Raw genomic sequence first — 20,959 nt, 5'->3', positions numbered from 1 at the left:
AAAAAAATAGATTATTTTTTCTTGTGAAGGAAATGGGTAAAGCCTAAAGCTACAGATGGTAAAGCAGCAAAGAATAAGACAAAGAGCCATTCATTAGCACTTAAAGCCACTGTCTTGAAAATCGGTTGTAGGGCTTCAATATACATAACTCCCAATAACATCAGAGTAGAGGTGACGACTGCTATCAGTAGCCAAACGTTCTCAAAGGGATTTCTGCTAAAGATCGACTTCTCGCTTCGGCAATCAAATACATGGATTAATTGAGCCATAACTAGAGTAGTAAAAGCCACTGTCTGTGCTTTCACCAGATTCTCTGGATCATTCTGAAGGGTTAACCAGAATGCAGCTAGCGTAGTTAAACCAATCAGCAGACCTCTTGATAGAATTTTCCACGCCAAGCCTCTGGCAAAAATGCTTTCCTTTCGATCGCGCGGTGGTTGATTCATCACATTCCCTTCCGATTTATCGACCCTAATGCCATGGCAGGGAGTCCGTCTGTAACTAGGTTCACCCACAGAATTTGAATGGGAACGAGCGGCAGGGGCATTCCCATAAGCATGGCAAAGAACATGACCAAGATCTCTCCGACATTGGAAGCGAGCATATAACGAATAAACTTTCTAATATTTTCATAGATGTTCCGTCCCTCTTCAATCGCTGCTTTGATCGTTGTAAAATTATCATCACTTAAAATGAGGGAGGAGGCTTCCTTGGCAACATCTGTCCCTGTTATCCCCATAGCGATCCCTATATCCGCTGCTTTAATCGCCGGCGCATCATTAACTCCATCCCCTGTCATAGCCACAACATGACCTTTCATTTGCAGTGCCTTGACAATACGCAGCTTATGTTCAGGAGTAACACGCGCATAGACAGATACCTTATCGACAATATTCATAAATTCCTTATCATCCATCTGCTGTAGCTGACTGCCATTTAGAGATAATCCCTCTTTGCCCAGTATCCCTAAGTCCGCTGCAATCGCTTCGGCAGTCTTTTGATGATCCCCTGTGATCATCACTGTTTTTATCCCTGCTCTCTTACATTCGGCAATGGCTTGCTTAACTTCTGCACGTGGTGGATCGATCATACCAAATAAACCAACGAAGATGAGCTCTTTCTGCCTGAGCCTCATTGCTAATGCCTTCATTGCCTTTTACATCACGATAGGCAATGGCTAAATTACGAAGCGCCCTTCCTGCTAATTGTTCATTCGCTTCCAAGATTTTTCGTTTCGTATCCCCTGTCATGAGAGTGATCTTTCCATTCCACAATACATGGGTACAACGTTCTAAAAGTATATCAGGCGCTCCCTTGGTGATGACTCTTTTTTCACCATACGTGTTCCTAACCAAGACAGACATCATTTTTCTAGCTGAATCAAAAGGATACTCTTCCAAGCGCTGATACTTATGATCTGTTTTTTCTCTCCAAACTCCCGCTTTCGCTCCCAGTACGATGAGCGCTCCTTCGGTAGGATCTCCCGTAATATCCCAATAGGTCGACTTTCTTTGTAACAATCCTCCCTCCTCTAGTGTTTCTTCGTTGAGGTAAGCATTGTTACACAAAACTCCGTATTCCAGCATTTGTTTAACATATGGTTTTGCTTGAAATGAGAGGAGGTTATTATTCACCAAAAACTCACCCTTTGGATCATACCCTGTTCCTGTCACTTCTACATATTCATCATTCGTCCATAAATGGGTCACACACATTTTATTCTGGGTCAGCGTCCCTGTCTTATCAGAACAAATCACTGACGCACAGCCCAGTGTTTCAACCGAAGGAAGCTTCCTTACAATCGCTTTGCGCTTAATCATGCGTTGTACACCAAGAGCTAAGGCAATGGTGACAATAGCTGGCAGACCCTCTGGTATAGCTGCTACCGCTAAACTCACCCCTGCCAAGAACATTTTGTACGCATCATGTCCATGCCATATTCCCGTTAGTACTACAATAGCTGTCAGCACTAAAGCCACCGTGATTAAGACTTTTCCTAGCTGTTCCAAGCGATGCTGTAAGGGGGTTTGGATCGATTCAGTTGTTTGAATCAACTGAGCGATCTGTCCCATTTGAGTGCTCATTCCTGTTGCCACAACGATTCCTTGTCCAGAACCTCGCGTAACTAAGGTACCCATAAAAGCCATGTTACATTGATCACCCAAGCTTACTTCCGATTCATTGGTGATTTGTAGCACCTCTTTATGTACAGGGACTGATTCGCCTGTTAAAGCGGATTCCTCAATATAGATCCCCTTGGCTTCAAATAAACGCATATCTGCTGGAATCCGATCACCCGCTTCAAAATAAATAATGTCCCCAGGGACTAATTCTGAGGCAGGAATCTCTTGTAATAAACCTTCTCTAATTACATGGGCGGTAGGCGCTGTTAACTCCTTCAAGGCATGTAAGGACTTCTCTGCACGGTATTCCTGAATAAAGCCAAGAATGGCATTTAACACAACGATGGCAATAATCGTAATAGCATCGGTATATTCGCCTAATAATCCTGAGATAAAAGTCGCAATTAATAGAACGAGAACCATAAAATCCTTAAATTGATTCAGTAGCAAGGCAAAAGCAGAGATCGTTGACTGGTCCTGCAATTGATTCGGACCCACCTTATCCAAACGCTTCTGTGCCTCTTTCCAGCTTAGTCCCTCCCCCATCTTGGTTTGCAGCGTTTCTTCAACCGTTTTCTCATCTTGATTATACCAATTCACTCCTTACTCACCCCACTGCTTGTTTTGTTTGTCCTACCCTAACTTATTCAGCAGGTGGACAAAACATGATTGAAACTTTCTAACCGACTAGACTTGTTTTGGCTCATCAGTTGTGGAGTGCTGAAACAAGTGATAGGATAGTTATATTGTAAAGAAACATGAGGTGAGAGAAATGGCCTTTGATGGAATGATGACCTATGCCATTACAGCAGAATTAGCTAGTGAATTAGCAGGCGGAAAAATAACAAAAATCTATCAACCCTATGAACGAGAACTTATTTTCCATATTCGTTCTAATGGAAAAAATCATAAACTATTATTATCTGTTAACCCTACCTATCCCCGAATTCATCTCACGCAGATGTCCTATGAAAACCCAGCGGAAGCACCCATGTTCTGTATGCTTCTTAGAAAACATCTAGAAGGCGGGATTATAGAAAAGATTGAGCAGCAGCAAATGGACCGAATGATCTATTTTGATGTTCGTTCTCGTAATGAGCTAGGAGATATGACCTTCAGACGCTTAATGATTGAAATCATGGGCAGACACAGTAATATCATTCTCTTAGATCCAGAGAAGCAATCGATTCTAGATAGTATTCATCATGTTTCTCATGATATCAATCAGCATCGTGTTGTTCTTCCCGGACGACAATATGTCCTTCCGCCTGAGCAACATAAGCTTCACCCTTTCGAAGCAACGGCAGACACAATTTTAAAACAGTTGGATTTCAATCAAGGAAAGCTAGATCAACAAATTGTTCAGAGCTTTAGCGGAATCAGCCCGCTCCTAGCCAAAGAAATCATCTATAAAGCAGGAATTGGAGAAAAGGAAAGAATCGCGCAGAGCTTTCTCAGTATCGTCACTCAGATCAAAGAGCGACAGCTTGAGCCTTGTATCATAGAAGCGAAGGATAAATCCTACTTCTACCTCTTACCACTAGAGCATCTACAAGGCAAGCATCAGACATTTCTAACGCTTAGTTCCATGCTAGAAGCCTTCTTTCATGGAAAAGCCGAAAGAGATCGTGTGAAGCAAAAATCGCAGGATTTTATTCGTTTCTTAACAAGTGAACGAGATAAAAACAAGAAAAAAGTAACGAAGCTGGAAAAAAGCCTAAAGGATACAGAAAAAGCAGATCAATTGAGGCTATACGGGGAATTGCTCACTGCCTACCTCCATGAAGTAAAGCGAGGAGATAAGCAGATTGAGGTGATCAATTATTATGATGAAAACGGCGGAACCCTTCTTATCGAATTAGATCCTTCGCTTTCACCCAATGAAAATGCCCAGAGCTATTATAAGAAATATAGCAAAGCAAAGAAATCCGTCGAGTTCATTCAGGAACAATTAAAGCTGGCACATGCAGAAATTTCTTATTTTGAATCTCTTATTCAGCAATTGGAGCAAGCTTCTCCTAAAGACGTTGAGGAAATGAGAGAAGAGCTTATTGAAGGCGGTTATCTTCGAGATCGTTCGAAGCAAAAAAAGAAGAAAAAGAAAGAGGAGAAGCCTTCACTTGAATCCTACGTGTCCTCAGATGGAACTGAAATTATTGTGGGGAAAAACAACAAACAAAATGAGTATCTAACGAATCGTCTTGCTCGTTCCACAGATACATGGCTACACACCAAGGATATTCCAGGGTCTCATGTTGTGATTCGAGGTGAACAGTTTTCAGAACAGACACTCCTTGAAGCAGCAGAGCTTGCCGCTTACTATAGTAAGGCAAGAACCTCCAGTCAGGTCCCCGTAGACTACACCTTAATCAAGCATGTAAAAAAACCGAGTGGAGCCAAGCCGGGATATGTCATTTATGATCAGCAAAAAACCGTCTTTGTTACTCCTACGGAAGAAGGAATCGCCAAACTAAAGAAGGACGATCAAGGAAAGAAATAACATTCATTCATTTGACAATTCAAGAAAAACTATGGATAAGAAAACTCCATGGTTGAGCCAGATGAAGGGATGGATGAAGGATGCATACGATGTGGAAAGGGTCGATTAGCTTTGGTCTAGTGCACATCCCCATTAAGTTATTTGCCGCAACGGAAGAAAAAGATATTAAGATGAGATATCTGCACAAGGAGTGTCACACCCCGATCAAATATGAAAAGGTCTGCCCTGCCTGCGAGAAAGAAATCGAAACAAACGATATCGTCAAAGGATATGAATATGAGCCAGGGCGCTTTGTCATTATCGAGAAGGAAGAGCTTGAGGAGATCTCTCAGGAGAAGAATAAGAGCATTGAAATTATTGACTTTGTCAAGCTAGATGAAATCGATCCTGTCTATTTTAATCGCTCTTATTTTATTGGTCCCAGCGAGCATGGGGAAAAAGCCTATATGCTCTTAAAGCAAGCGATGGATGATTCAGGTAAGATTGGGGTTGCAAAAATTACCCTGCGAGCCAAAGAGCATCTTGCTGTTGTCAGAGTGTATAATAAGGGACTCGTCATGGAAACCATCTACTACCCAGATGAAGTGCGGAAGATTGATCATGTTCCCGGTCTTCCCACAGAGATGAACGTAAATGAAAAAGAGTTGAAGATGGCGATTCAACTCATCGAACAACTAACGACCTCCTTTGACCCTTCTAAATATACCGATCAGTATCGAGCATCTTTAATGGAGTTAATTCAAGGGAAAATCACTGGAAATGAGGTTACGATTGCCAAGGAGGTTCCACAAACGGATATTCTTCAGCTTATGGAGGCGCTTCAGGCAAGTATTGAGCAGACCAAGCCTGTGAAGGCAAGAGCAGTGCGCAAGAAGAAGGTGACTAGTTAGATGGCATGAACCAAAGAGTCCATGCCATTTTTTGGATTAATGCCCTCAATGTTTGTCCCTTTCACATTCTGTTTTTCTTCATACAATACAAATGAAGGTATTGTAGAACCTATCAAATATTGAAGGGAGCAAAGATATGGGAAGACGAGGATGTAGATGTGAAGACTTATTGCCATTGGAGTTTGATAGAGATCGTCCTCTAGACATTTATATACAAGGAGGATCAGGTGGAGGAACCTTTATAAGCAATGCTAGATTCGTTAGAATTGCGGATGGTAATGTTTTAATCGTAAGAACCCCTTTTGTTCCCCAAAATGAAACTCATGCCATCTGTTGTGATAAGATTGGACAAATAACACAACGAACAGTTGCTGATGAATTTCCTTAGAGTTCCATATTTATTCTCTCAGAAACCGACATTTGTTATGTCGGTTTCTGAGCTTTCTAACACCTATATTTATTCTTGCTGACTAAGATAAACTGCATAGTCCATAGGAAGTTTATAGATATCTTTTTTTGACTTTTAATCCCTTCACCTTTCGATATATTTTCTTTTGTGGCTTTCCATTTACTTCAATGATAGTAAGCTGACCCTCTGAGTTTAAACCATAGTCCACACTTAATTCCCCTAGATGTCCTAGCTGACAATCCAATATGGATGCTGTCTTCACACTGATTTCATGTACTAGGTTTAGAATCTCTGCTTTTTCTATTTTTAGACCATGCAGGAACTGGAAAAGATCATCGATTTGAACGACTCTCTGAAAAAAAGAGGTGTTCATATATTCTTTGTGTGCTATCCTTCCCACCACATTTGTCACTTTCCATTCACCATCAATATTTTTTTGTACTAGAGCTCGAATATCAAAATATTGCCCATCTACTCTGTGAATAGCAATCTCTTGTTGGATCAACATTTTATCTTTAGGTATCAACTCTTCTACCTTTCTTTTTAGTTCAACATCACTAGATAAAATATGCTTAGGCTGCTTTACATCACCATACAGATTGATCTTGCCTTCTTTGGTTAACTGAATTTTGTACACTCTTCTCCCTTGTTGTCCATAACAAGGTTTGATATATAACGTACCATTCTCTTTTAGCAAGGAGCATATATCAACATCCCTATATAAATAAGTATGTGGTAAAAAAGAATCGATGTTGGAATTCATCAATAAGGTATACACATTCCACTTATTTAGTTGGGTAATCTGATTAAAGCATCTTTTTTCACCTATTTCTCTTTCTAATTGTGCTAAAATACTGTTGTTCTTTTTATACACACGATTATATACAGCGTTCGGAAACGGAAAAGTTGATTCAACAATTTTTTGATGCTTGTAAGTCAATCCTTTAATTGTTTTGTTTTCCCAGTTGACCGATTGTTCATCAAAGGTAAAAAGTGTCCCCGAATGTTGAAAATGAGGAAAATATGTTTTTAAAATACTGGCTCTTTGTTTTAGACACGATGCGAAAAGCCCAATGTAAGGAGGATCACTCATCATTATTATCATCCTTAAAAATACATATTTTATCTCACTTTATGCGGGGGTGAACCATTAAGCTCCTGATAAAACCTTAAAAACCACTAACACCTATTAGGGGAGTAAGTAGTTAAAAATTTAACTCTTAGTGCGATAACTAGTTAGATGGTCTATTTTTTGCTTTGAGTTTAACGTCTTGTATCTTCCAACCTTCTCTGGAATCCCATCCTTCTCCTTTGGAAACTACAAATTGATAATCATGTTTCAATTCATCGATGGTATTATACGTGAGGAGTATTTTTTCTCTTTCAATTGTGAATTCCCTAAGCTCTTGGAATGTATTTGGTTTCCAATCCATATGATGACGATTAAATCCAAATCCCCATCCACAAGGAGAACATGGTCCTTCCGATTCGGTCATATAGATACTTACATTGGTTGACATGGCTTCTCTTGCTTCCTCAAATCCTTCCGCTGCCTTGTAGGCTTCAACAGTACCCATTGCCTCCATAAACTCTTGATAATCTACTGTTTTTAAGGAATCAACGAGTTCTTCTAGTTGAGCGACGCTTTCTACTAAACGATTGTTTTCATTTTCTACCTTTTCTGCATTATCGGCACTATCCTCCAGCTTTTTCTCTAAACTAACGATTTCATTGGATAATTTTTCTTTTTCCGATTCGAGTTCTTCTACCATATTTGAATATCTGATGTTATCTACAACCCCTAGAGTTATGATCACTAACAAGATTACAATAGCATAATTCTTACCATTTCTTTTCATAGCAACCTCCATAATCAGAAAAACAATAAGTCTACTAATTCTGCTTCAATCACTCAATAAGCCAAGGTTTTGGTTTCATTACTTTTACACCGAATGCTGATGTAGTCGGTATGTTTTTGGAGCTAAATCTCACAATTGTATGATTGTCAGCTTCTATATAAAATCCATTAATATGTATTTCTACTGGAATCCCTCTTTTCGCCAGCTTGTAATAAAACCAGCCATATCAGTCGATCCATATTGATGTGTAATAGTCCAGCCATTGTTAGACATTTGTTCACGATAAAACATGTATATCTTTTTCCAGTGGTTATCTTTAATGATATATCCATCTTGATTTTTTGTTTTTATTAGATCTGAAAATATAGGTAATTCCATAGAAAAAGTTTCGACAACAGACGGCTTCATATGGAAAGGTTTATTTGTTTCTTGCAAATACAAATAGATCAAGGTAGACAAAAATAAAAATACTCCTACTGCCAATACAATAAATTGGAAGCTCTCTCTTTTTTCCGTCATAACACTAATTCATCCAATAGCTCCTTTACTCACAAAATCCACTCCTTGCGCAAATTAAATTATACCATAAAAGTAACTAACATCCAGTATGATCTTCATATAAGAAAAAGCCTTCGTCTGTAAACAATCCTCTTCACAAACGAAAGGCTTTTCTCTTATTTACTCATTTTGCTTAGATGTTTGTATTGTTCAATAAACAATGTTAGCTCGCGATATCTAACGCTTGCGGCTGATTCTGTCCTTTGATCAGATCTAGATGCGCTCTGAGTACTTCAACCGCATGTTGAGACATATTTCCTTTACTATATTCACGCTCTATATCTGATTCAAGCTTGTCTATTGCCTTTTGCAGATTTTTTTCATGCGCTTTTAATGAACGAGAATCCTTCTTTTCTTCCACTTTTTGTGCACATTTTTTCACATGAGCTATACGATTCTTGATGACTGTATAGGTACTCTTTTTGTAGATCTCTTTATCTTCATATAAGGAATCTACTCTTTCTAGCATGCTATCTATAATATCGCCACTGTTCTCTTCAAAAGGAGCATATCCTGCCTGAACTGCATTCTCTTCAGTGTTGAAGAACACTCGATATTCTGGAAGAATGCTCTGCCATTGGTTTGGTTCCACATATCGCTTAGTTCTATAATCACCTACTGGTCTGACTAACTCGCTTCCTCTTTCACGAGCACGAAACTCGAAGGGGAACTCCCAGTTCGGAACATTCCAGATGCCCAAGTTATTTAATCTTGCGTTTCTTAATGCTGCTGAATATACTTCAACCGCTTCATCTTCAAATGGCCAGATAAAATATGTAACGGCATGTCCTGATCTAACCATCTCTAAATTTGTGTTCACACCATCTAGAGTGATGACCTCTGCTAATAAACGACCGTAGGAATCAAGTGGTTCTTCCCCAATGCGTAGAATCACTTCATCTCCAGCAGCAAGCATTGTGCCAAGATGAGCCCCAGCTAATTTTCCTAAATCCATTTGAATCTGATCTAACTCATTTCTTACTGTATGATAGGTTTCTAGTGTATCTATGTTTAGGAAACGAACATTGTTAGCACCAAATACTGGGCTCGCTAGACGGATTGTGTCCCCATCGACGACTCTTTCCACCGTCGCTCGGATTTCTTTTCCTTTGCTGATTGGTTTTTCTTTTTGGACTTCAGCTAGTCTTATATCTTGATTGGAACGAGGTAATAATTGATACGTCGTATTAAATTGACTTGAAATCGCCGTGATCTGATACCATTTATTCGCTTCAATTTGACTTAAATTAATTCCCGTGCTCTCCCACGCTCTGATGATCAGTACATTCAAATTCTCATCAATCACCGTAATGTTTGCTCCACCACCGCTATATGAAGGAACACTGTAAACATATCCCTCTAATTGAACTAATTGTCCTTCATAGGACTCTGCTACCTGCGGATTCTGATAATCTGCGATAGAAACTTCTTTCGCAGCAACCATTAAACCGCTTTCAATTTTCTCTACTTCCTCCACCAAAATCTGAGTCACCCTATTAAACTCGCCGACTCTTCCCTTCACCTTTACTTTATCTCCTGCGTTCAAGACAGGAAAGTTGCCTGCATTATGATTGAAGAGTTGAATTCCAGCTTCTCCATCTTGTAAGTATACGGAAAGTCTACCTGGCTGCAATAAGCCGTTATCTACGTTCACAATCCCTTCAGTAACGACAACTTGTCCTACTTTACCTCTTGCTTCAAGTATTGAGATTACTGGGTTTGTTGGATCTGGGTTTTCACTTTCCTCAACAAACTCAAAGGCTGTTGGAGATCGAAGCCCTGGATGAGAGAAATAATTCTCAAGGTTTCCTGTGATACGGATTTTTTTTCCTAAGTTCTCTGGATTGTCCACAAGGTTTAGTGCAGTACGAATCGTTCCACTAGGCAATTGAACAGGCAGAAGATTAGACAGTCCGCGCTCATTAGGATGATCTGCTAATTGGATATTGGTTGCCACAAAAGGAGCTTGAAATGTACTACTTGTGTTTGAAGCCCTCGTTCCAACAATATATCCTTCAACAGTCGCTCTCCCTGAGTTATTTTCGATCGCTTCACGAACGCTAATGACACCTGCTGCGTTAGCTGCTTCAACAGCCTCTCTTTCTCCTGCTGCTTTCTCTTCGAGGGCTAATACACCACTCATAGGAAATAATAGATTAATGAGTACAGCACATACAATGATGTAAATAAGTGACTTGTTACTTCTTCCGTTTTTCATATTCATCCTCCTTCACAATTTATGGTACAGCTTCATTATACTATGTGTTTATTAAGAAGTTGTAATATTTTTGTTAACAATTAGACTAAGCACCTTAGATATGTATCTATAAGATGATTTTTTGCTGTTGTTTCAGACCATAGACGATAAGAAAGGAGATACCAATATGGACTTTCAACCCATCAGCCCATTTGAACCTGTTTCTGCAAACTCTATACCTGAAGGAAAACAATGGATAGCACAAATTAAGTGGGATGGTGTGCGGATTCTAACCTACTATGATGGCAAGAAAACCCGCTTATTTAACCGAAAAAAAAATGAACGCACACATCATTACCCTGAGTTACTGCACATCTCATCCTATTGTACAGCGAAATCGGTCATTCTAGATGGAGAGCTCATTGCACTTGGAAGTGATGGAAAGCCCTCTTTTCACGAAGTAATGCGCCGAGATGCTCTGCGGCGCATGGATCGAATTGAACAGGTCCAAAACATTGTTCCCATTACCTATATGATTTTTGATGTCATCTTCTATAATGGTTCCTGGGTTAATCAAGAGCCTTTAGCCAAAAGACTACAGTTATTGTCAGAAATGATTCAACCAAGCAAGCAAATTCAGCTGGTTTCCTCCTATGAAGATAGTCAGGGGGTTTACACAGCGATTAAGGAACAGGAAATGGAAGGAATCATTGTTAAAGATCAAAATAGTCCCTACCTCATGAATGGCAAAAATGATCGGTGGCAAAAAGTAAAAAATTACAAAGATTTATTTGCCGTAGTCGGTGGTGTTACTCTTCGCGGAGGCTTAGTAAACTCTCTTTTACTTGGATTATACAATGAACAAGGTCAGTTCTATTATATTGGACATGCAGGAACGGGCAAATTGACACAAAATGATTGGAGGAACCTGACCGAGAAGATCCAAGGAGGAATGATCATTGCAGAGCGCCCTTTTATCAACTTGCCTGAGAGAAATAAAGAGGCTATTTGGGTGGTACCTAAGCTATCGATCAAAGTTAAATTTATGGAATGGACCCGTTCTAAAACGTTAAGGCAACCAAGTATTCAAGCTTTTATGGATCTAAGTCCAACAGATTGTACGTTCGACCAAATTGAATAGATCGCGAACATAACAAAAAGGCACAGCCATAAAAATAGTATGGTTGTACCTTTCTTCTGTGCCTTTGTTATTACATTTAATAAAGAGCTTATTGCTGCTGATTTTGCATTTGTTGAGCTTGTTGCAACTGCTGGGACGCCTGCTGAAGCTCTTGTTGAATTTGTTGAAATTGTTGCTGTTGCGCAGGTTGAGCACTATTTTGAGCTTGTTGAATCTGTTGAGTAGCTTGTTGAAGTTGTTGCTGTGCTTGTTGAATGGCTTGTGGATTCGCTTGTTGTGTTGCTTGCTGAAGAGACTGTTGTACCTGCTGAATCGCTTGCTGCGCCTGTTGTATCGCTTGTTGAGCCTGTTGATTTTGTTGCATCGTTATCTACCTCCTGATGATCTATTTGATTAAAGAAATTACTCTACTAGTATGTCTACTTTCAGTAAAATAATGTAAACAAATGAAATGTTTTTATTTTTCTCCCTCTACAGCAAGATTCCTAATGAGGTGTTTGAGCACTTGATAATACTGCCTTGATCGCTTCTTCAATTTCTTTATATCCTGTACAACGGCAAATGTTTGATTCCAGCCAATCCTTGATCACTACATCGTCAGCATGAGGATATTTCTGAATGAGTGAGTTGCAATTCATTATAAAACCGGGGGTACAATACCCACATTGAAAGGCGAATTTTTCTATAAACTGCATCTGAATCGGAGCGTTTTTAAGACCTTCCACTGTTGTAATTTTTTTATCCATGGCTTCGATTGCTAGCATCAAGCATGACTTCATCGAATCTCCATCGACATCAATCGTACACGCACCGCAATCACCGTTCAAGCACCCTGGTTTTGCCCCAGTTAAGCCTAATTCTTCACGGAGGACAAAGAGTAAAGTATCGGCATTCCTAGCATAGACGGTTCGCTTTTCACCATTAATATCAAGAGTAAATTCTGTTTTATACATGCTTCGCTCCTTCCAAGGCATCCAGTATATCTTCTAGTGTGTTTTTCAAGACAAACAGACGATACTCTGCTGAACCATGAACATCATCTAGTATAGGATGGGATATCTGGTCCATCGCTTCTTTAATTCTGCTCTCCTTCGATACCTGTTGATTATTCAAGCATTCTTCTATTTGGGGATCACGAAAAGGAAATTCACATAGCCCACTTATGGCGACTTTGATTTTTCCCTTTTTCAAGAGGGCAGCAACGGTGATAAGAGGATAACCAACATCCCACTGTCTTCTTTTTTTCACACTAAGAGAAGGCAAATCTATCTCTTTGTTCTCTGTGATGGTTTGAACAAGAAACTCTCCTTTTTCTAACTTTAAGGTCTGGTTGAAGACCTCCGTTATGGGAAGCTCTTTGATCCCTGTTTGACTGGCAATGACCACCTGACTATTGGTTAGCAACAGAGGCAATATAGTTTCTCGATAAATAATGTTGGCACATAGATTTCCACCTAGTGTAATTTTATTTCGTGCTGTATGATCAGCAATTTCGACAATCACTTTATCTAAAAATGGAAATAATTTTTGTTCCCTGATTTTATTTAGTGATTGTACCGCCCCTAATGTTACCCTCGTAGCATCTTTTTTTAGTACAAGGCATTCAGGTATTGATTTGATATCAATCACTGCCTTCGTTTCTAGCTGATTCACTCTGCCAAGAGTAATAAGCTCTGTTCCTCCTGAGAAATACATCGGCTTCTTTCCTTGCTCATCTAATTCATGGTATAACCGAATGGCTTCTTTTATGGAGGTGGGTTTGAAATATTCAAAGTCAAAAGAGATCATCTAGCATCCACCGCCTTTTTTTCCTGCCAGATGAGCTCCGGGGTAATAGGGAGCTTATTTAGGTCTACTCCTGCCGCAGTCGAGAGAGAGTTAGCAAGGGCGGCTGGCATTCCAATTAATCCGATTTCCCCTAATCCACGCGCCCCATATGGACCATCAAGATAGGGAGTTTCAAGAAAGTGCACCCTATATTCAGGATGTTCTCCATACCGAAAAGGAACATATGTACGCAGACGAGGGTTTAGTACTTTCCCTTCATGGTTAAATTCAAAAGTTTCACTGGAACCAAAATTCAACCCCATGCTCATTGCTCCCATTACTTGCCCCTGAGCCGCTTTTTGATTCAATACCTTTCCAGCATCAATTACAGAATAGGCTTTCAGTATTTTATATGTATAATCTCTGATATCAAATTCCACCTCGACTCCCTGTGCCCCCACCGTATACTCCGGTCCGGGTTTTCCCACACCTGTTTCATGGTCGATATGGGTCAAATGCCGCAATATATAGTGCCCTCTTCCAATCACCTGCCCACCGATGGAATATCCAGAAGGATATTTATAGCCATGACAAACCTCTTTCACATCGATAAACGTATCGGGTTCATCACGTACATATACCTTTTCATTTCCTACCTCCAAATCATCAGGCGAACACATGAGGACACGTGAAGCAATATTTTTTAACTGCTCAATGGCATCGTCCGCCGCTTTTAACAAGGCTCGTCCCGCCATTAACGTCCCTCGACTTGCTACTGTTTTCCAATGTTTTGGAGTGGTTTGAGTATCTACTTCCATCTTGACATAAATCTTATTAACATCCATTTTTAGCTTCTCTGCAAGCAACTGAGCTAGAATGGTTTTCGTACCTGTTCCTATTTCAACAAGCCCTGAATGGATGTTGACACTGCCATCGATATTAAAGGTAAGTACAACGCCAGAGCTTGCCTCTGAATCTATCGTGGAAGTCTTCCATATACAACTAACTCCCTTAACCCTGAGCTTTCGTGCAGATTCTTGAATTACGATTCCTTCCTCCCAATTCATTAATTGCTTTAATCGATCGATGCAATTGGGTAGGTTGCCTACCGTACTCTCATTTAAGCGAATTTGTGTCGCTGTGGTATGACCAGGAAGAAACGAATTGATTTTACGAAATTCTACTGGATCGATCTTTAGTTTCTTTGCCAGCATATCCATCGCTCGTTCAAAAACGAATAAAAGCTCTGAATGGCTAAAGCCTCTATATGCTGTTGCATAGGGATGATTGGTATATACGCAGAGGGAGTCACACCATATATTTTCGATATGATAAGGTCCTGTACAAGTGACTGCCGCAGCGCGACTGATAGTAGCTCCCTTATCTGAGTACGCTCCTGAGTCAAACATATACAAAATTTCTGCGGCAGCTAGTTTTCCTTCCTTGGTCGCTCCCAACTTTATCTTCGCATCAAGCCCAATATGAACGGGCGAAGTGATCATATCTTCTTCACGAGTGTTGAAGAACTTGACGGGTCTGCCACCCACAGCAAGTGTTGCCATATAGGCGATCAGCTCCAATTGTACAGCTACTTTTCCCCCGTAACCTCCCCCCACTAGTGGAGTGTGGACAATGATTTTTCCTTCCTCAAGATTGAAATATCGGCTCATTAATTCTGTAATGATATAAGGAGATTGTGTAGCAGATGAAAAAACAACAAAACCATCAGGACGGATCTGCGCCGTCACACATCTTGTTTCCATAGCAATATGGTCAGAAGGCGAGAATGAAAAGCTTGTTTCGATCGTTACGTCACTTTCTTTCCAGCCTTGCTCCATATTCCCCTTTCGAATTTTGGTTCGGTTGGCAATATTGGATTTTTCCTCAGGGTAAACATGTTGGATTTTTTCATAGGCTAGTACATTTTCGTGAACGAGCGTAGCATCAGGAAGCAATGCTTCCGCGGGGGAATTTACAACAGGCAGAGGTTCATAGATCACTTCGACAAGCTCTGCTGCTCGCTTGGCTTGAAGAGAAGTATCTGCTACGACAACAGCAACTGGCTCCCCATGATACCTTACTTTTTCATAGGCAATAGGAGGACGATCCTTTATTTCTTCTCCAGTCAGGGGAAAGGGCTGTCCTACTAGGATCGCTCTAACACCCGGTACCTCATAAGCTTTTCGTGTATCTATTGATTTTATATTGGCATGCGCATGAGGGCTGATCACTAGCTTACCATGTAACATCTCTTTGGCTGAAACGTCATCTGTATATTTTGCTCTACCTGTCACTTTTTCTAGAGCTTCTTTCCGATAAATGCTTTTTCCAATACTCCAGCTCATAATTGAAGAACCACCTTTAGCTATAGGAAGAAATTTTTTAGGATAATGAACAGCTATTTTTCAGCATAAAATTAGTATGGGTATTGTTTCCACTGTCCATTCATTGAAATAGGAGAAAACAGGAGAGGGTATAAAAACATTCCATTAACACACGCTAATACCAAAATTTCGTAGCAAGGAGTTCTGAAAAACATGTCCAATAACAACGATGTCATCGCTCCTGAAATGCTGGTTCTGATCATAACGGCAACAGTGATTGGAACCATCGCTCGTTTCCTATCAATGAAGCTAGATTACAGACAATACCCTACTTATCCTAATGGTTATTTTATTCATCTCGTGACAGGAGGAGTTGCCGCGGCACTCGGAGCCTTTATTATTCCAACACTCATGACCAAAAATTTTACAGCCGTCACATTTCTAGCTTAGCCATCCAACAATTTCGCGAGGTTCGAAAAATGGAAAGAGAAAGTCTGCTAGACCTTGAAGGCGAGGAGTTTACCAAACGAGGAAGTGCTTATATAGATGGCATTTCAAAAATATTTGAATCGCGCAATTATATCGCTCTCCTCGTTTCCTTTGCCACAGCACTGACCATCCAGTTAATGCAAGAGTTTGGGAAAACAGCTACATGGGTTGAGGTCTTGTCAGGTTCGGTTGTGGGTATCCTCTTCTTCTATGTGCTCAAGCACTTTACCGCTCGTCAGAAGGTACAGGATATCGCCACAGTGACAGAGGGAGAAATTGAACTAAGAGGTTCAGAACTCTACGTAGATGGATTGTTTGTTTCTAATCTTATGGGCAGAGAAGAAGCAAAGGATTGGTTTCTAGAAGAAGGAATAGCGGCTGTGATCCATCCAAATCGTGATCACTTTCAAATTCCCCTGCTTAATAACGGCCAACGTCAGGCTATTTTATTCGAAGCAACAAGAAGACTAGGACAGAGGAAAATCTATAGTGTTCAGAACCCCGTCGAAGGGAAAATTATTATTGCTTTAGTTCCTGTCATCAAAAATTTTGAGCTGTTAAAGGAAACAATTTTACTGACTCCTTTACTAGAAACGGTGAAAAAAAATCCTGAATTATTAAACGTAATGAGGAGTGAAAATAACAATGGGTAAACCTGAAGGGCAAGCGAAGGGCATTCTTGCCTATGTTACAACGGATAAAAAAAGGTATCTAGGAGGAGCTCCTCTCACCTTATTAGCCAATAATGATGAAGAATCTCTTGAACTCTCTACTGCTATCGCCGAAGCTTTTTTAGCAGAGCTTCTTCAGCTTCAACATGGTGACTATTTAGTGATAAAAAAATAAAGGAGGCTCTAAATGAAGGATGTTTTCACGATCTTGAATACCATGAACAATTGCCAGGAGAAAAAAGCATTAGCCACCATTATTGAAGTGAACGGCTCCTCTTATCGTAAACCAGGAGCCTTGATGCTGTATCTAAAAAGCGGCACACAAATTGGGCTTTTAAGTGGAGGATGCTTAGAAGACGATTTAGCTCTGAGAGCAGAGTGTGTCATGCAAGAAAAAAGCTCCTGCTCCATCGTTTACGATTTGCAAGCAAAAGATGACGTAGGTTGGGGACAAGGAAAGGGCTGCAATGGAAAAATCACAGTTCTTGTAGAAGCGGTGGATAACCTCTTGCAACAACACCTACTGAAGGCAGGTCATTTTTTACAACAGGGAAGCTCTGTCCTCCATGTTAAAAAACTATCGAAAACAGACAGGGTAGTAGAGTATCTATTCCTCTCACAGCAGGGAGATCACTTTGGCACATGGACTAGTAACATTCCTGCTTCATTCTATTCGTTCTTACAAACTAAAACGAAACATACACTCCTCCTAGAAATCCTAGGCGAACGATATTTTCTCCAGCTTTTTCGCCCCCAGCCTCGCCTGATTGTTTTCGGAGCAGGTCCCGATGTGCGCCCTCTTGCGGACTATGCATCAAGTATTGGTTTTCACGTTATTGTTACCGATTGGCGTCCAGCGCTCTGTCACCCACGCTTTTTCCCCAAGGCCGCTAAGATCATCGTGGATTTTCCGAGTGCCTTTCTACATGATTTTCAATTTTCTCCTCATGATTTTGTTTTACTTATGACTCATCATTTTCAGAAGGATCAAGAGATTCTAAGAAGTTTACTGCATCAACAGGTGCGATACCTAGGTGTCTTAGGTCCCAGAAACAGAACCTATCAGCTCTTAGAAGAGCAAAAGATTCCTGAATGGTTCCATTCACCCCTAGGGCTGTCCATCGGTGCTGAAGGACCTGAAGAAATCGCGATTAGTATACTAGCTGAACTAATTAAAGAATACAGAAGGAAGGAACCCTATGATTGTTGGAATCTATCTTGCGGCAGGACAAAGCAAGAGAATGGGATGTGCGAAACTCTCTCTTCCCTTGGGTAACACCACATTAGGAAGCTGTGCTCTAGAAACAGCGGTTACTTCGTCGTTAGATCAAATCATTGTTATCACACAGGAAAACGACTCCCTCTCCTGGCTCCCTCCCCACTTCTTTTCCGAATCCTACAAACAAAAATGGAAGCAGCAATCCTGTACAGCTTCCTTGAAGGGGCAAGCGGAGTCCATAAAGTGCGGTCTATCCTTAGCGCAAAAAATGAAGGCTGAAGCGATCATGATCTTACTTGCCGATCAGCCGTTTGTGACAAGGCAGATCATCGATCAGATGATCCTATTGTTTCAGGAGAAAGAACCACCTTATATCGCTTCATGTTTTCATGACGTCATTAGTCCCCCTGTTCTATTTCATTCCACTCTGTTTCCTGCACTATTTCAGCTTAAGGGAGATGAAGGCGCTCGTAAAATGATAAAAAGGAATCAACATGGATTGCTGATTCCTGTGACAGATCAGAGAAGCTTGCAAGATATTGATACTCCTGAGCAATATCTCGTGTTTCGCTCCTCTTTCTGACATAGTCTACTATTTCCTGCTCAACGATTATCCGCTCATTTTACCATCTTGATTCTGCCTCAACCAATGACGATGCTGCGCAATGGCTTGGATAAATTCCTGACTAAAGGCTTTCAAGTCCGTTGTATTACGAATCGTGACAATCCCTAAGTCTGAAGTCACTTGTCCCTGACTATCCGTTCCGGCAGTAGAGATTCCTTGAATATCGGGAGATAATAATAAATCTACTGCCTCATTCGTCGCTCCTATCGCCTTGGCATGAATAAAGGCTTCACTGACAAAATCTTTGGCTTCTTTGTGGCGCATTAATTTTTCTACACAGCTTTTGCCTCCAGGAATATAGAGGGCGTCATACATAATCGCTCCACTTGTGGCATAGCTCTTAGTAGCTTCTAGCTGCTCACCTTCTGCACTGGTGATCATCCCTAAATTCATACTGATGATATCAGTATGAACTCCTTGTCCAGCTAATGCGGTCATTACCTGTGTTGCATCATTAAAATGAAACCCGTTTGCCACAAGAATAGCTACTTTTCTCGTTCGTGCACTCCGAATGGTATTTTCCTGACTAACGGCTGGAGATACCTGCGTGTTCCCCGTTCCTCCTGGGTTTTTAGGCGGATTAACACCAACTCCTTGGGCAATTTGTACAGCCAGCTCTCCATCCACGTTATTAAACATCTCCACCACTCGTTGCTTAATTTGCTTATCCTTTACACTCCCAACTTCAAAATGGAAAGCCTTGATTATATGCTGTTTCTCGGCACTAGACAAGCTATTCCAAAAAAGAGTTGCTTGACTGTAATGATCATGAAAGCTCTCACTTCGTTTTCGAATCTTTTGCCCCTCTACTTTTTCAGCATAGTGTGTATAGCCATGCTCCTGATCAGTAGCAGGCTCTGGTGCATTATTACGCAGGGAATTCGGCGAATAACTAACAGCACCTCGGTCAATCGTCATTCGATGAAACCCATCCCTCTGATTATTATGAACAGGTGCTATAGGACGGTTAATAGGAATCTCGTGAAAATTGGGACCTCCCAAACGAAGAAGCTGTGTATCTGTATAGGAAAAAAGTCTGCCTTGTAAAAGCGGGTCATTGCTAAAATCAATTCCTGGTACAACATGTCCAGGATGAAAAGCGGCTTGCTCCGTTTCGGCAAAAAAGTTATCTTGATTGCGATTCAACGTCATTTTGCCGATTTTTTTGACTGGAACAACTTCCTCTGGCCAAAACTTCGTGGGGTCAAGAATATCAAAATCGAAGTTAAACTCCTCTTCTTCCTCTAGCAGTTGAACTCCCAGCTCAAATTGAGGATATTCCCCCTTGTTGATCGCCTCCCACAAATCACGACGATGAAAGTCTGGATCTTTCCCAGCCAATTTCTGTGCCTCATCCCATGTTAAAGAATGAACACCAAGTAAAGGCTTCCAATGAAACTTAACAAACCGAGCCTTTCCTTGCTCATTGACGAAGCGGAATGTGTTTACCCCAAAGCCCTCCATCATTCGAAAGCTCCGAGGAATGGCTCGATCAGAGAGGAGCCACATCACCATATGCGCTGTTTCGGTATTACTAACAACAAAATCCCAGAAGGTATCATGTGCGGCTGATGCCTGAGGGATTTCATTATGCGGTTCAGGCTTAAGGGCATGAACAACATCAGGAAATTTAATGGCATCCTGAATAAAGAAAATCGGAATATTGTTGGCAACCAAATCATAGTTACCATCCTCAGTATAGAATTTAGTAGCAAACCCGCGCACATCGCGTACAGTGTCTGCCGAGCCTCGTGAGCCGACAACAGTAGAAAAGCGCACGAACACAGGGGTTTTGACAGATGGGTCCTGTAGAAACTTTGCTTTGGTATACTCAGTCATGGGCTCGTACACTTGGAAGTATCCATGAGCACCAAATCCGCGAGCATGCACAACCCGTTCGGGAATACGTTCATGATCAAAATGTGTCATCTTCTCACGGAAGTGAAAATCCTCCATTAAAGTAGGACCTCTTTCTCCTGCTTTAAGTGAATCATCTGTGTTCGTAACTCGGACCCCTTGGTTTGTGGTCAGCTTCGTCCCCTTGTGATCAACACGAAATTCCTCTAACTGCTGGTCTTTTACGCTCTCTAAATTAGGAGTGTTCGTCTGCGTTTGTTCTTGATCCATCCTCCTGCCTCCTTACCGTATCTAGTCCTTTTGTCTCCTTTTCAAAAGAGATATACCCTA

General features: G+C 40.9%; 16 protein-coding genes and 2 pseudogenes. 8 read left to right on the top strand and 10 right to left on the bottom strand.

The features are described 5' to 3' along the window. Nucleotides 1-11: 11 nt before the first annotated feature. A pseudogene (locus JCM10596_RS24380) lies at nt 12-2,723 on the bottom strand (calcium-translocating P-type ATPase, SERCA-type). Nucleotides 2,724-2,895: 172 nt separating this feature from the next. Between JCM10596_RS24380 and JCM10596_RS07120 the strand changes: the two are divergent. From JCM10596_RS07120 to JCM10596_RS07110, 3 genes are all read left to right on the top strand, one after another. Beyond that, the gene (locus tag JCM10596_RS07120; RefSeq protein WP_025026521.1) at nt 2,896-4,623 is read left to right on the top strand and encodes an Rqc2 family fibronectin-binding protein; all 1,728 of its coding nucleotides are present in this window, start codon (nt 2,896-2,898) and stop codon (nt 4,621-4,623) included. An 80-nt stretch (nt 4,624-4,703) separates the two neighbouring features. Next, nucleotides 4,704-5,513: a non-homologous end joining protein Ku gene (gene ku, locus JCM10596_RS07115; protein ID WP_025026520.1), complete on the top strand. Its 810-nt coding sequence runs from the start codon at nt 4,704-4,706 to the stop codon at nt 5,511-5,513. Between the two features lie 136 nt (nt 5,514-5,649). After that, on the top strand, nt 5,650-5,901 hold the full coding sequence (locus JCM10596_RS07110; RefSeq protein WP_025026519.1) for a hypothetical protein: 252 nt from the start codon (nt 5,650-5,652) through the stop codon (nt 5,899-5,901). A gap of 112 nt (nt 5,902-6,013) precedes the next feature. On the opposite strand, the gene JCM10596_RS07105 is transcribed toward JCM10596_RS07110, so the two are convergent. From JCM10596_RS07105 to JCM10596_RS07090, 4 genes are all read right to left on the bottom strand, one after another. Beyond that, nucleotides 6,014-7,018, bottom strand: a complete 1,005-nt coding sequence (locus JCM10596_RS07105; RefSeq protein WP_025026518.1) for a YheC/YheD family protein — start codon at nt 7,016-7,018, stop codon at nt 6,014-6,016. Nucleotides 7,019-7,154: 136 nt separating this feature from the next. Next, entirely contained in the window at nt 7,155-7,781 is a 627-nt protein-coding gene (locus JCM10596_RS07100) for a hypothetical protein (RefSeq protein WP_025026517.1), read from the bottom strand. A gap of 180 nt (nt 7,782-7,961) precedes the next feature. Next, nucleotides 7,962-8,300: a hypothetical protein gene (locus JCM10596_RS07095; protein WP_025026516.1), complete on the bottom strand. Its 339-nt coding sequence runs from the start codon at nt 8,298-8,300 to the stop codon at nt 7,962-7,964. 202 nt (nt 8,301-8,502) lie between these two features. After that, nucleotides 8,503-10,557, bottom strand: a complete 2,055-nt coding sequence (locus JCM10596_RS07090) for a DUF6359 domain-containing protein (protein WP_025026515.1) — start codon at nt 10,555-10,557, stop codon at nt 8,503-8,505. Between the two features lie 166 nt (nt 10,558-10,723). Between JCM10596_RS07090 and JCM10596_RS07085 the strand changes: the two genes are divergently transcribed. After that, nucleotides 10,724-11,677, top strand: coding sequence for an ATP-dependent DNA ligase (locus JCM10596_RS07085; RefSeq protein ID WP_025026514.1), 954 nt, complete (start codon nt 10,724-10,726; stop codon nt 11,675-11,677). An 88-nt stretch (nt 11,678-11,765) separates the two neighbouring features. Here JCM10596_RS07085 and JCM10596_RS07080 read toward each other — a convergent pair whose 3' ends face one another. The 4 genes from JCM10596_RS07080 to JCM10596_RS07065 form a co-directional block, all read right to left on the bottom strand. Next, nucleotides 11,766-12,041 carry a hypothetical protein gene (locus JCM10596_RS07080; RefSeq protein WP_025026513.1) on the bottom strand — a complete coding sequence of 92 codons (276 nt, stop codon included), beginning with the start codon at nt 12,039-12,041 and terminating at the stop codon, nt 11,766-11,768. A gap of 121 nt (nt 12,042-12,162) precedes the next feature. Continuing rightward, nucleotides 12,163-12,630 carry a (2Fe-2S)-binding protein gene (locus tag JCM10596_RS07075; RefSeq protein WP_025026512.1) on the bottom strand — a complete coding sequence of 156 codons (468 nt, stop codon included), beginning with the start codon at nt 12,628-12,630 and terminating at the stop codon, nt 12,163-12,165. Then, entirely contained in the window at nt 12,623-13,465 is an 843-nt protein-coding gene (locus JCM10596_RS07070) for an FAD binding domain-containing protein (RefSeq protein WP_025026511.1), read from the bottom strand. Before JCM10596_RS07070 ends, JCM10596_RS07075 begins: the two co-directional genes overlap by 8 nt. Beyond that, nucleotides 13,462-15,789, bottom strand: a complete 2,328-nt coding sequence (locus JCM10596_RS07065; protein ID WP_025026510.1) for a xanthine dehydrogenase family protein molybdopterin-binding subunit — start codon at nt 15,787-15,789, stop codon at nt 13,462-13,464. Before JCM10596_RS07065 ends, JCM10596_RS07070 begins: the two co-directional genes overlap by 4 nt. A gap of 192 nt (nt 15,790-15,981) precedes the next feature. Between JCM10596_RS07065 and JCM10596_RS24375 the strand changes: the two are divergent. The 4 genes and pseudogenes from JCM10596_RS24375 to JCM10596_RS07045 all read left to right on the top strand — a co-directional run bounded on the left by JCM10596_RS24375 (nt 15,982) and on the right by JCM10596_RS07045 (nt 18,730). After that, nucleotides 15,982-16,910, top strand: a pseudogene (locus JCM10596_RS24375) (YIEGIA family protein). Then, complete coding sequence (locus JCM10596_RS07055; RefSeq protein WP_025026509.1) at nt 16,903-17,103, top strand: capping complex subunit for YIEGIA; 201 nt, start codon at nt 16,903-16,905, stop codon at nt 17,101-17,103. The pseudogene JCM10596_RS24375 and the gene JCM10596_RS07055 overlap by 8 nt, the downstream one beginning before the upstream one ends. 12 nt (nt 17,104-17,115) lie before the next feature. After that, nucleotides 17,116-18,204 (top strand): XdhC family protein, encoded by a 1,089-nt coding sequence (locus tag JCM10596_RS07050; RefSeq protein ID WP_025026508.1) that lies wholly within the window; start codon nt 17,116-17,118, stop codon nt 18,202-18,204. Further along, nucleotides 18,128-18,730: an NTP transferase domain-containing protein gene (locus JCM10596_RS07045; protein ID WP_034680783.1), complete on the top strand. Its 603-nt coding sequence runs from the start codon at nt 18,128-18,130 to the stop codon at nt 18,728-18,730. The genes JCM10596_RS07050 and JCM10596_RS07045 overlap by 77 nt, the downstream gene beginning before the upstream one ends. A 27-nt stretch (nt 18,731-18,757) precedes the next feature. Here the strand turns inward: JCM10596_RS07045 and JCM10596_RS07040 are convergent, their stop codons facing one another. After that, the gene (locus JCM10596_RS07040; protein ID WP_025026506.1) at nt 18,758-20,899 is read right to left on the bottom strand and encodes a catalase; all 2,142 of its coding nucleotides are present in this window, start codon (nt 20,897-20,899) and stop codon (nt 18,758-18,760) included. Between the last annotated feature and the right edge of the window lie 60 nt (nt 20,900-20,959).

This window comes from Caldalkalibacillus mannanilyticus JCM 10596 (assembly GCF_000615945.1).
Taxonomy (GTDB): domain Bacteria; phylum Bacillota; class Bacilli; order Caldalkalibacillales; family JCM-10596; genus Bacillus_AT; species Bacillus_AT mannanilyticus.
Note: the sequence above shows the minus strand (reverse complement) of the source record. Positions and strands in the feature narration are given on the sequence as shown.

Bases quoted from the DNA above. Each gene is read 5' to 3' on its own strand.
- JCM10596_RS07120 (WP_025026521.1), top strand. From the start codon at position 2,896: ATGGCCTTTGATGGAATGATGACCTATGCCATTACAGCAGAATTAGCT.
- ku (WP_025026520.1), top strand. From the start codon at position 4,704: ATGCATACGATGTGGAAAGGGTCGATTAGCTTTGGTCTAGTGCACATC.
- JCM10596_RS07110 (WP_025026519.1), top strand. From the start codon at position 5,650: ATGGGAAGACGAGGATGTAGATGTGAAGACTTATTGCCATTGGAGTTT.
- JCM10596_RS07105 (WP_025026518.1), bottom strand. From the start codon at position 7,018: ATGATGAGTGATCCTCCTTACATTGGGCTTTTCGCATCGTGTCTAAAA.
- JCM10596_RS07100 (WP_025026517.1), bottom strand. From the start codon at position 7,781: ATGAAAAGAAATGGTAAGAATTATGCTATTGTAATCTTGTTAGTGATC.
- JCM10596_RS07095 (WP_025026516.1), bottom strand. From the start codon at position 8,300: ATGACGGAAAAAAGAGAGAGCTTCCAATTTATTGTATTGGCAGTAGGA.
- JCM10596_RS07090 (WP_025026515.1), bottom strand. From the start codon at position 10,557: ATGAAAAACGGAAGAAGTAACAAGTCACTTATTTACATCATTGTATGT.
- JCM10596_RS07085 (WP_025026514.1), top strand. From the start codon at position 10,724: ATGGACTTTCAACCCATCAGCCCATTTGAACCTGTTTCTGCAAACTCT.
- JCM10596_RS07080 (WP_025026513.1), bottom strand. From the start codon at position 12,041: ATGCAACAAAATCAACAGGCTCAACAAGCGATACAACAGGCGCAGCAA.
- JCM10596_RS07075 (WP_025026512.1), bottom strand. From the start codon at position 12,630: ATGTATAAAACAGAATTTACTCTTGATATTAATGGTGAAAAGCGAACC.
- JCM10596_RS07070 (WP_025026511.1), bottom strand. From the start codon at position 13,465: ATGATCTCTTTTGACTTTGAATATTTCAAACCCACCTCCATAAAAGAA.
- JCM10596_RS07065 (WP_025026510.1), bottom strand. From the start codon at position 15,789: ATGAGCTGGAGTATTGGAAAAAGCATTTATCGGAAAGAAGCTCTAGAA.
- JCM10596_RS07055 (WP_025026509.1), top strand. From the start codon at position 16,903: ATGGGTAAACCTGAAGGGCAAGCGAAGGGCATTCTTGCCTATGTTACA.
- JCM10596_RS07050 (WP_025026508.1), top strand. From the start codon at position 17,116: ATGAAGGATGTTTTCACGATCTTGAATACCATGAACAATTGCCAGGAG.
- JCM10596_RS07045 (WP_034680783.1), top strand. From the start codon at position 18,128: ATGATTGTTGGAATCTATCTTGCGGCAGGACAAAGCAAGAGAATGGGA.
- JCM10596_RS07040 (WP_025026506.1), bottom strand. From the start codon at position 20,899: ATGGATCAAGAACAAACGCAGACGAACACTCCTAATTTAGAGAGCGTA.